Source organism: Marmoricola endophyticus, from assembly GCF_014644415.1.
In the GTDB taxonomy this organism is placed as follows: domain Bacteria; phylum Actinomycetota; class Actinomycetes; order Propionibacteriales; family Nocardioidaceae; genus Marmoricola; species Marmoricola endophyticus.
The window spans coordinates 890,573-901,174 of the sequence record NZ_BMKQ01000001.1; the positions used below are offsets into that span (position 1 = coordinate 890,573).

General features: G+C 71.3%; 12 protein-coding genes. 2 read left to right on the forward strand and 10 right to left on the reverse strand.

Features of this window, described 5'->3' with window-relative positions; genetic code table 11:
* Positions 1-183: 183 nt before the first annotated feature.
* Complete coding sequence (locus IEX42_RS04340) at positions 184-828, forward strand: SDR family oxidoreductase (protein WP_188778550.1); 645 nt, start codon at positions 184-186, stop codon at positions 826-828.
* 18 nt (positions 829-846) lie between these two features.
* Here the strand turns inward: IEX42_RS04340 and IEX42_RS04345 are convergent, their stop codons facing one another.
* Both IEX42_RS04345 and IEX42_RS04350 read right to left on the reverse strand, forming a co-directional pair.
* Positions 847-1,713 carry a DegV family protein gene (locus IEX42_RS04345; RefSeq protein WP_308422194.1) on the reverse strand — a complete coding sequence of 289 codons (867 nt, stop codon included), beginning with the start codon at positions 1,711-1,713 and terminating at the stop codon, positions 847-849.
* Positions 1,714-1,722: 9 nt separating this feature from the next.
* Entirely contained in the window at positions 1,723-2,103 is a 381-nt protein-coding gene (locus IEX42_RS04350) for a hypothetical protein (protein WP_188778552.1), read from the reverse strand.
* A gap of 59 nt (positions 2,104-2,162) precedes the next feature.
* Between IEX42_RS04350 and IEX42_RS04355 the strand changes: the two genes are divergently transcribed.
* Positions 2,163-2,375, forward strand: coding sequence for a hypervirulence associated TUDOR domain-containing protein (locus tag IEX42_RS04355; RefSeq protein WP_188778554.1), 213 nt, complete (start codon positions 2,163-2,165; stop codon positions 2,373-2,375).
* 16 nt (positions 2,376-2,391) lie between these two features.
* Here IEX42_RS04355 and IEX42_RS04360 read toward each other — a convergent pair whose 3' ends face one another.
* From IEX42_RS04360 to IEX42_RS04395, 8 genes are all read right to left on the reverse strand, one after another.
* On the reverse strand, positions 2,392-3,561 hold the full coding sequence (locus IEX42_RS04360) for a PucR family transcriptional regulator (RefSeq protein ID WP_229660587.1): 1,170 nt from the start codon (positions 3,559-3,561) through the stop codon (positions 2,392-2,394).
* 37 nt (positions 3,562-3,598) lie between these two features.
* Entirely contained in the window at positions 3,599-4,888 is a 1,290-nt protein-coding gene (locus IEX42_RS04365; protein WP_188778557.1) for a PucR family transcriptional regulator, read from the reverse strand.
* A gap of 465 nt (positions 4,889-5,353) precedes the next feature.
* The gene (locus IEX42_RS04370; RefSeq protein WP_188778558.1) at positions 5,354-6,007 is read right to left on the reverse strand and encodes a hypothetical protein; all 654 of its coding nucleotides are present in this window, start codon (positions 6,005-6,007) and stop codon (positions 5,354-5,356) included.
* A 127-nt stretch (positions 6,008-6,134) separates the two neighbouring features.
* The gene (locus IEX42_RS04375) at positions 6,135-6,737 is read right to left on the reverse strand and encodes a hypothetical protein (RefSeq protein ID WP_188778561.1); all 603 of its coding nucleotides are present in this window, start codon (positions 6,735-6,737) and stop codon (positions 6,135-6,137) included.
* A gap of 236 nt (positions 6,738-6,973) precedes the next feature.
* Positions 6,974-7,603, reverse strand: a complete 630-nt coding sequence (locus tag IEX42_RS04380) for a hypothetical protein (RefSeq protein WP_188778563.1) — start codon at positions 7,601-7,603, stop codon at positions 6,974-6,976.
* A 394-nt stretch (positions 7,604-7,997) separates the two neighbouring features.
* Complete coding sequence (locus tag IEX42_RS04385; RefSeq protein WP_188778564.1) at positions 7,998-9,095, reverse strand: hypothetical protein; 1,098 nt, start codon at positions 9,093-9,095, stop codon at positions 7,998-8,000.
* Positions 9,096-9,196: 101 nt separating this feature from the next.
* Positions 9,197-9,712, reverse strand: coding sequence for a hypothetical protein (locus IEX42_RS04390; RefSeq protein WP_188778566.1), 516 nt, complete (start codon positions 9,710-9,712; stop codon positions 9,197-9,199).
* On the reverse strand, positions 9,709-10,596 hold the full coding sequence (locus IEX42_RS04395; RefSeq protein WP_188778568.1) for an Rv1363c family protein: 888 nt from the start codon (positions 10,594-10,596) through the stop codon (positions 9,709-9,711). Before IEX42_RS04395 ends, IEX42_RS04390 begins: the two co-directional genes overlap by 4 nt.
* Between the last annotated feature and the right edge of the window lie 6 nt (positions 10,597-10,602).

Genomic DNA, 10,602 nt, shown 5'->3' on the forward strand with positions numbered 1-10,602 from the left:
CTGCCCACCTCCGCTGCTCGACGCCCCGACACCGATCAACCTAGGAACGGCACCGACGGATGTCAGCAGCCCGTCGCGAGCCTGTGGACAACCACGCGGCGATGCAGGCCGTGGACGGGCGACGGATGAAATCGCGCCACTCGGACGCTGCACCCGGGGACAGGCACCCGAAGAGAGGAACCCATGCGCGTCACCATCGCCGGAGGACACGGACAGATCGCCCAGCACCTCGAGCGCCGCCTGAGCAGGGCCGGCCACGAGGTCGTCGCCATGATCCGCAAGCCCGAGCAGGCCGGGGACGTCGAGGCCAACGGCGCCTCGACCGTCCTGATCGACCTGGAGAGCACCGACGTCGAGGAGATGGCGCGGGCCATCGACGGCTCCGACGCCGTGGTCTTCGCCGCCGGTGGCGGCGGCGACGGCAACAAGGAGCGCAAGGAGACCGTCGACAAGGGCGCCGCGATCATGCTCGCCGACGCCGCCGAGCAAGCTGGCGTGAACCGGTACCTCATGGTCTCGGCCATGGGCACCGACCAGATCGACCCGGACTCCGACGAGGTCTTCCAGGTCTACCTGCGCGCCAAGCTCGCAGCCGACGAGGACCTGCAGAAGCGGGACCTGGCGTGGACGATCGTGCGCCCGGGGAAGCTCACCGACGACCCCGGCACGGGCCTGGTCCAGGTCGGCTCGCTGGGCCGTGGCGAGGTGCCGCGCGACGACGTCGCCGCAGTGCTGGTCGCCGCGCTGGACTCCACGAAGACCGTGGGCAAGACCTTCGACCTGCTCGGCGGCGAGAACGAGATCGAGGAGGCGTTCCGCACGCTGTGAGGCGTCGAGCGGTCTGCGTCAGCCGAGTCGTCGGCTGACGGAGACCGCCACGGTGCCGGGGCCCACGTGCGCCCCCAGGACGGCACCGAGCTCGCCGAGCACGGGCGTACGCCCCTCGAGCTGGTCGCTCAGCCGTGCCGCGAGCGCGCCGGCCACCTCGCTCGCGCGCTCGTGGGCGGCGAGGTGGAAGACCGCGACGTCGACGGGCGTCTCGGTGCCGTCCTCTCCCGCGGCCTCCACGGCCAGCTCCTCGAGCCGGGCGAGCGCGCGGGTCGAGGTGCGTTGCCGCTCCAGCGGGCACACCAGCCCGTGCTCGACGCGCAGGATCGGCTTGACCGACAGCGCCGACCCGAGCAGCGCCGACGCGGCGCCGATCCGGCCGCCTCGCCGCAGGTGCTCGAGGGTGTCGACGTAGAACAGCGACGTCGTGCTCGCGGCACGAGAGCGCACGGCGGCGGCCACGGCGTCGGCGTCGCCCCCCGCATCCCGGACGCGTGCGCCGGCGAGCACGGCGAAGCCGGTGCTCATCCCGACCTGGAGCGTGTCGAGTGTCGTGACCGGCACGCTGCAGCGTCGCGCCGCGACCTGGGCCGACTCGTACGTCCCGCTCATCTGCGAGGACAGGTGCACCGACACGATCTGCTCGGCACCGGCGGCCGCGAGGCGGTCGTAAGTCGCGAGGAGCACCTCGGGCGACGGCCTGCTGGTGGAGACGGGCACCTTGGCCCGCATCGCCTCCGCGATCGCGTCGGGCGTGCCGCCCGGCGCGTTCTCGGGGTACGTCGTGCTCCCGATCGCGACCTGGAGCGGCACCACCTCGATGCCCAGGTCGGCCGCGGTGGTCGCGGACAGCGACGCGGTCGAGTCGGTCACGAGGCCCAGCACACGGGCACGCTAGCCGAGCCACTCCTCGAGGCGTTCGGGGTGCTGCAGGGTCAGCGTCGCGCCGGGGTGCCGGATCCGTCCGGTCGGCTCGATGCCCGCCACCGGGGCCTCGAAGCGCAGGCACAGGCCCGCGTGCCCGTTCGTGGCGAAGCTGATGCCGTGGTCGGCGAAGGACAGGTGCGGCGGACCGGCCGTCTTGAGCACGGCGTACCCCTCCGACCGCTCCGTGCCGACGATGTTGCTGCGCGCGGTGCGCAGCCGCCACGGTCCGAAGCGGACCCTCAGCTCCTCGGGGGCGAGCTCGACCCACGCCGTGCGCGGGGTGATGCCGAAGGGCAGCGCGAGGACGCGGTACGCGGGCGTAAAGGCGAAGGGCAGACGAGTGGTCACGCGAGCGATGTACCCACCCGGGTGGGCTGGACTCCCGCTCGGACGGGTACTCCCCGCCCATGAGCATCCGCAAGGGCACCGACGTCGAGTGGGACTGGGGCGACAGCACCGCCCGCGGCACGGTCACCGAGGTCCACCACGAGAAGGTCAGCCGGAAGACCAAGGGCAGCACGATCACCCGCGACGGCACCAAGGACGACCCGGCGTACGTCATCGAGCAGGACGACGGCACCACCGTCCTCAAGCTCAAGAGCGAGGTGCGCCGGGCGTAGCCAGCCCTATCCCGGCTCACCCCAGCGCCACGACGAGCGCGAGCACCTCCTCGGGGTCGTCGAGCGTCTCTCCGAACAGCTCGCGCAGCTGACCGACGCGGTAGCGCACCGTCTGCGGGTGCACGTGCAGCAGCGCGGCCACCTCGTCGCGTCGCCCGCGGCACAGCAGCCAGGCGCGCAGGGTCTCGACCAGCTTCTCGCGCGAGGCCTCGCGGAGGTCGTCCAGCGGTGCGAGCACCCGTGCACGCAGGTCGCGCAGCGCCTCCTCGTCGGCGCCGAGGACCAGGCGCACCAGGTGCGCGTCGGTGTCGACGACGCCGCGGCGGGGGGCGAGCGCGCGGGTCCGCACCGCTCGTCGGTACGACGCCGCCGCGCGCGCCCACTCGACGGTGGGGCCCACGACCGCCGAGCGTCCCTGCAGCGCGTGCAGGAGCGAGGTCCGCCTCGCGTCGGGGACCAGCAGCACGGAGACGTCGTCGCGCTCCAGGCCGGGCAGGTCCTCCTCGGCGGCGATCGCGCGCGGGCCGAGGGCGGAGAGCGCGGACCGGACCTGGCCCTGCCCCAGCAGCACGACGGTCACGGTGGACGGCAGCGCCCACTCGGCCCGCCGGGCGGTCGCCTCCACGGAGGCACGCGGCCCCTCGGTCACGACCTGCCGCACCAGTCGCTCCAGCAGGCGCTGGCGTACCCGCCCGGAGGTCTCGGCCTCGTCGGAGTGCCCGGCGACGCTGGCCGCGGACAGCTCGTCGATGTAGGCGAAGACCAGCTCGGCGAACGACGCGACCTGCTCCCCACCCATCCCCGCCGTCACGGCCCGCTCGGCGAGGCTGCGCCAGGCGACCCGAGCACCCACGCGGTACGCCGCCAGTAGCGCCTCCATCGTCCGGCCGGACCGGGCCTCACCACGGCCGAGCTGGTAGGCACCCTCCACCACGGGCTCCAGGGGCGTCCCGGCGTCGGTGACGGCGTCCGCGCCGCGGGAGGCGAGCTTGAGGAAGCCGTCCAGCGCGAGCCGGACCGCCTGCTCGATGTTCTGACCCATCGGGCCGAGGAAGGCGTCGCGGTAGGCGGGGACCTCCGCGATGACCACCGCGACCACCTGCTCACCGACGGTGTGCAGCTCCTCGCGCAGCGTGGCGACGACCGCGGGGTCCATGCTGGGCGCGACACCGGAGGTGTTGTTCACAGCGCACAAAGTACGCGCTCAGCGGCGCCCGCGCGCGTCAGCCGGTGATCTCTCCGGCCAACCGCTCCGCGACGGCGTAGTGGGTGGCCACGTCCTCGGCGAGCACCCCGCACCGCCACAGCGGCAGGCTGGCCTTGAGCGCCAGGCCGATCGCCAGCGCGCTGTCGGGGTCGTCGAGCCGCTCGCCGAACATCGCGCGCAGCTTGCGCATCCGGTAGCGCACCGTCTGGGCGTGCACGTCGAGCCGCTCGCCGAGCGCGGGCGCGCTGGCGTGGGTCTCCAGCCAGGCCATCAGGGTCTCGGCCAGCACCTGCCGGTTGTGCGGGGTCTCCTCCAGCAGCGGGCCGAGCGCCTGCTGGGTCAGCCGTCGGCGCAGCACCGGCTCGGAGTGGATCCACAGCATCGGCAGGTGCTCGTCGCAGTCGACGACCGGCCCGACCTCGAGCACGCCGAGCTCGGCCAGTTCGAGCGCGCGACGCGCCCAGCGCAGGGCGTCGGGGACCTCCTCCAGCGGCACCGGCCAGGAGTTCACGACCCTGCCGTGACAGAACCACGACCGCGCCTGGTGCAGCGCCTCGGGGCCGTTCATCGCGTCCACGACGAGCAGGGACACCGGACGGCCGAGGCGCGCCAGGACGCCGTTCTCGCGCGGCACCCGCTCGGGCAGGACGTGGGACGTCGTGGTCTCGGCGAGGCAGACGATCACCTCGGCAGGCGGCACCCACCGGATCGCGTCCGCGAGCCGCTCGATCTCGGCGCGGTCGGCGCGGGAGAGCAGGGCGTCGAGCAGCTTGTCGCAGCCGCGCTGGAGGTCTCGCTCGAGGGCGGCGGTGCCGGCGGCGTACCCCGCTGCGACCTCGTCCCCGAGCCCGTCCATGAAGGCGAACAGCGCGTCGCCGAAGGCTCCGAGCTGGTCCGCCGAGAGCCCGTTGCCCAGCGCGAACCGGTGCAGCTGTGCCCAGGCGTCGCGCGTGGCGATGTCGAGGGCGCGCCGCATCGACTGCAGGTCGTTGCCCTCCATCGCCTCGCCGCGGCCCATTCGGCGGAAGAGCTCCTCGACCCGCGGCCCGGAGCCGGCGCGCCCTTCGAGGATGTCGACGAAGAGCTGGGTCGCGCCGCCGACCGCCTGCTCGATCACCAGGCGACGCCGCCCGGAGGCGGAGCCGGCGTACGCCGCGACGCGCTGCTGGATGCTCCTGGTGATCTGGCTGACCAGGCCGGGCAGGATCGGGCGCATCAGGTACGCCATCCGCCCCGGCAGGTCGGCCAGCTCCTCCTGAGCACGCCGGAACGCACTCGTCGCGGCCCCCTCCTCGCCCTCCCCCATGACGCTCCCCCCGGTGCGTTGCGATGTCGGCCGTTCACCTGTGCGGACGGGCGCGATCGCACCCCACGACGTGGCGTGGGGTGTCGCTGCGGCCCGAGACGTGGTCATGGTGACGGTGGTGCTAGTCGGTGGTGCGACCGGTGCCGGTGCTCCGACCTCGTGTGCTCCCTGCCCGTGGGGCGGAGGAGTCGATCAGGCGGTTGTCGCTCATTGCTGCTCCCGAGAGTGGAGACGGATGTGGACCGGTGTCGCCGTCCTCCTTTCGGGGGGTCGGCGACCAGGTGTGACGCTAGACACTGCTGCGCGATGGGCGCCATACCTGGACGCCCCATTTCGCTCCGGGCCCCTCCCGTTTGTCACCGTCGTGACTAAACGCGGTCACGGGCCCGTCACGGCAGGGCGTGCCGTCGAACGCAGACGACGGCGGCACCCACCGTGGGGAGGTGCCGCCGTCGCGTGCCAGAGCTACTGCTTGATCCGCCCGTTGCTGACGGTCAGGTCGAGGGTGTTGCCCGACCCGGGGACCAGCAGGTTGATCAGCGGCGTGGTGAGGCCGCAGTGCTCGAACGAGCCGATGTCGAACGTGCCGGTCAGGTGGCCACCGGAGACGATGTTGAAGCTCTCGCCGTCGGGGGTGTCGGCCGGCACCGAGATCGGCTCCTTGGTCTGGCAGGTGTCGCCGACGAAGGCGGGAAGGCCGGCGGCCTTCACGTCGGTCAGCTTCAGGTAGTACGACGCGGTCGACTTCACGACGGTGCGGGTGCCGTCGCGCCCGAGGGTCCCGGTGATCGGGGCTGCCTCGACGAAGTCGACCTTGGCGCTGATCGGGAGGAAGCCGACCGCCTTGAACGACGTGCTGGTCTGCGGGATCGGCAGGTGCCCGGTCAGCGCGCCACCGGCGGCCTGCACCGTGGTGCTCAGCGTGGTGGGGCCGATCGCGACGTCGGAGTCGGTCTTGGCGACGTGCGAGGTGCCGACGGCGTCGTAGTCGACGTTGAGCGGCGGTGCCGCGGCCGGGGTGGCGGCGTGCGCGGACAGCGCGGTGGCGGGGACGGCGGCGGCGGCGAGCGCGGCTGCCGCGACGGCGGCCTGGCGGGTACGACGAGCGGGGAGGGCCATGGATTCTCCTGTGGACGGGCTGGGACGAGTGGTGGTGGGACAGCAGTGGTGCGGGCGACCCGGGATCGCCCGCACCACCGGAAGTGCGCTGGCTCGGGTCAGCCGACCCGGCCAGACGGTCGTACGGTCAGGAGATGGCGATCGCGCCCGCGTCGGCGACGACGTCGTACGTCGCGGAGAAGTCCGCCGTGTCGCCGTCGTTGAGGATCCCGAAGCAGCCGTTCACGTTGGACAGGGTCAGCACGTTGCCACTGGTGACGTTGAGCTGCTGGTTGGCGGAGTCGAAGTTGCCGTCGACCGCACCGGTGACGTCGAAGTCGCACTGGCCGTCGGGGTTCGACACGTGCGCCGAGACGCCGGTGATGCTGCCGTCCGTGACCGCACCCGGCGTGCCTGTGGCGTTCAGCGTCCAGTCCCCGGTCTGGGTGACGTCGAGCGGGATACCCAACGGGCCGACGCAGTCGGAGAACGACGCGGAGGAGATGTCGGCGATGCCGGTGCCGTCGCTGGTCCCGAGGTTCAGCGTGCCACCGGCGGTACCCCCGCCGCAGCTCAGGTCGGCCCCTGGCGTCGTGAAGGAGATCGAACCGGCGGTGCCGGTGAAGGCGGTCGTCCCGGTGGACTGGCCGCCCGCGGTGACGGTGTACGAGCCGGCCGCGAAGGCGGGGCCGGAGAAGGCGAGGACACCTGCGGCGCCGAGGGTGGCGAGGGCGGTGGGCAGCTTGCGCACGATGGATCACTCCTGTTCCGAGAGGCCACCACGTGTTTCGCGGGGCCCCGCTCCACCGCTCGGATGGGTGAAGCGTCGAGATGGCTGTGACGCTAGGCACCGCCCAACGGGTCGCGCCATACCAGCGATCGAAGTTGGTGCGACCGCTGCGAAATATTGTGACGCCGATGACATTTGACTGTCACAGAACTGTCACGACAGCGCCGGCGCTGAAGCCGTCGAGCCGGGTCGAGGCGTCAGGACTCCGAGATGGCGAACGGACCCGCCGCGGTGGTGATGTCGTACGCCACGTCCGTCTCGACGGTGTCACCGTCGTTCACGATGCCGAAGCAGCCGGAGACGTTGCTGATCACCAGACGAGCCCCGGCGACAGGCGTGGTGGCGCGAAACTGCTGAGCGGTTTGGTCGATGACCCCGTCCACCGAACCGTTCACGTCCAGATCGCACTGCCCGTCGGGGTTGGACACGTGGAGGGAGATGTTGCTGACGCGCTTCATGTACGTCCCGTCCTGCTTCGTTCCTGTGGTGCTGATCGTCCAGTCTCCGGTATGAGTGAATTCGAGCGGAATCCCGAGCGGGCCGACGCAGTCGGTGAACGAGCTGCTCTGCACGGTGGCGACGTCGGTGCCGTCACTGGTGCCCAGGTTGAGGACTCCGCCGAGTTGGCTGCCCCCGCATGACAGATTCACACCGGGAGTCGAGAACTCGACCGGCTCGGCCGATCCAACAAATGTCGTGGTTCCACTCGTCTGGCTGCCCGCGGTGACGGTGTAGGAGCCCACCGCGAAGGCGGGGCCGGAGAGGGCGAGGACGCCCGCGGCACCGAGGGCGGCGAGGCAGGGGACAGCATGCGCACGATGGATCACTCCTGTTCTGAGAGGCCACCGCGTGTCTCGCGGGGCCCGCTCCACCGCTCGGACTGGTGGAACGCTTCGATGGATGTGACGCTAGACACTGCTCATCGGGGTTGCCAGACCTGACCGCCTTATCCGGCCGCCGACCGGCCAAGGATTGTGACGTACGTGACTTACGGTGGGGACAGAACCGGGGTTACCGCAGATGAACCGCCGGGCCGCTGCGGGCCGTACCGGCCGAAGAGGACTCGGTGATCGTGGGCGGACCGGCCCCGATGACCACCTCACACGTCAACGTTGACGTCGACGAGCCACGGGCCGAGCCGGCCCGACACGGCCTGCCTCAGCCGGGACGACATGGAGGCGTCGGCACGTAGGCGGTCGCGCGCGTCGCGTGCGACGGATTTCACGACGCCGGTACGGGGACCGGACCCGCCGGCGGACTCGACTTCTCCGGGCGACTCGACGGCACGTCCAGCGGAAGCAGTCGGCTCGTGCACGCGCCTGGGACGTCCTGCGGGAAGCACGTCGCTGAGCTCGGCGACTGGAAGATGCTGATCGGGTTGCTCTCGCCGGACACGGCGTTGGTAAGGATGCGTGAGACATCGTCGCCGGAGGACCCCTTGCACCCGGAGAAGGGAGGAATATCCACGATGCCGGTCAGCAGTCCGCCGCTGGCTCCGGCATAGGTGCCCTCCGGTTGCGTGCTCGATCCGCCTTTGTAGTTGTAGTACCCCTTGCCAGCGAGGTTCAGTGATCCGCTGCGGGTCGTACGGCACGAGGCACCCACGTCGACCGGCTTCCCGTCGATGGTCAGGTGTGAGAGCCGGACGGCCACCTCGCCCTTGCCGTAGGCATTCCGGTAGATCTGGTTGATCCGTCTCCCGCTCTCGTCGTTGGGCGGGAAACCGATCCCACGAGAGTTGGAGGTGACACTGGCCTGTTGGACTTCGATGGGTCGCACAGTCCCGTCCGCGCGTACGGGCTGGGTGATGTGCACCGTCACTTGCACCGGCACAGCGCCGAAGGCAAGGGTCCGCACCCGGAACGGCGGCATCTCGCCGACGCGCTTGCGGTCCGCAGACAGGAACCAGACCCGAGGGTAGAAGTGCAGGACCGTCGACACATCTGAAGGCTCACCCGAGGGAGCGGGCAGGTTGGCATAGTTGAACGAGTGGATCGGGACGACGGCCACCGATGACGCGGCGGGGATCTTGATCCACTGCGCCGCATGCCGAGCACCCTGAACACCGAGCGTTCCCACCCCACTGGCCTGGGTCAACGGTGCTTTGATGAACCTCGACGGGTCCTCGCCCTTGGACCCCACCACCGTGCACTCGGTCGTCTCGCGAAGTCCTTGCGGCGCAGCGAACCCCTCCGGCGGGCGCACGTAGTTGAGGGGACATTGGTAGTCCGGGACGCCGAGCGGGATGACGTCCTTCGACCCCTCCGCACCGGTGTCCAGGGGATTGTAGTCGGCCGCGGAGGCCGCCGGCACGATCAAAGCGCCAACCACTCCGAGGGCTGCAACGGCCGCCCTGCGGGCTCGATGTCCTGGTCGACGGAGTCGCCGCTCGGCTCCCGGAGCGCTCGCACCCAGTCCCCTCACAGCGGCCTCAGTCCCGTGATCTTCCAGGTGCCGTCGACGTCGCGGGCCGTGATGGCGACCTGGGCGGCGGCGACGTTGGACTGATTGTCGGTGGCGCGGGTGGAGGTCTGGTCGAGGAAGACCAGCAGCTTCGCGCTGTCGTCGCTGAGACTCTCCACGCCGGCCGTGCGCACCTTGGCGGTCAGGGTGAGCTTCTGGCCGGCCGCGCGCTTCTGCAGCTCGGTGAAGAGCTCGTCGTACTGCGTGCGGGCGTCGCCCTGGAGCAGCTGCTTCGCGCTGGCCTCGGTGGGTGCGGGGTCGGTGTAGTCGTAGCTGAGCACCTGGGTCAGCGCCTGGGAGACCTCCGCCTCGACCTTGGCGGTGGACGCCGAGTCGACCAGCGCGTCGTTCTGCGCGGCCGGGACGGAGCGGATCTGGTGGCCGCGGACGAAGCCGATGATCCCGACGGCGAGGAGGACGACGCCGAGCACCGCGAGGAGGCTGAGCCCTAACCGGCCCTTGAGGATGCTCATGAGGCGTCCACCGGGACCTGGGTCAGCGTCTCCAGCTTCCAGCGGCCGTCGACGCGGGTGAGGTTGGCGGTGAAGCGGTTGCGCTTGATGGTCGGCTCCCCTGTCGTGCCGCGGACGGTGATCTCGACCGCGGCGATCGCGGTCGCGGTCCCCTGGTCGGCGTCGAGGTCGGTCAGGGCTGCCGAGACGACCTTGCCGGTGGTGACCTTCTTCTGGTCGGCGAGCAGCTTCTTCTGGTCCGCGCCGGCCGAGGCGAGCTGGTCGCGGAGCGTGCCGGTGGTGGCGGCCAGCCAGGACTTCAAGCCGGCGTCGACGTCGCGGTAGTCGAGGGTGTTCAGCGTCGCGATCTCGCTGCTGGCCGCCACCAGCGCCGCGTCGCGGGTGCGAGCGGTGTCGATGCCGTCGTCGTGGGCGGCGCGGTACCAGCTCAGGCCGCCCAGGATCGCCGCGCCGAGGCCGACGAGGGCGAGGATGCCGGTGGCGAGGCTGAGGCGGGAGCCCGGTTTGGGGTCGCGGGTCTCGACAGGCTCGACCTCCGGGGGTTGCGCGCCGCCGTCGGGTGCGGGGGTCTCGACGCGCTCGCTGGCGCTCGCTGCTCGACCACCCGCGGCATCATCGCTCGCTGCTCGACCACCGTCCGAGGTGGTCGAGCCCGAACCGAGCTCTGCGAGGGAGGACGTCGAGACCTCCGGTCCCTGCGCACCTGCTTCGGGTACGCGGGTCTCGACGCGCTCGCTGGCGCTCGCTGCTCGACCACCTTGCGAGTCGGGTGCGGGGGGATCGACGCGCTCGCTGGCGCTCGCTGCTCGACCACCCGCGGAATCATCGCCCTCTGCTCGACCACCTTCGGAGGGGTCGTTCTTCTCGTCGCTCACGTCGTCCATGACAGC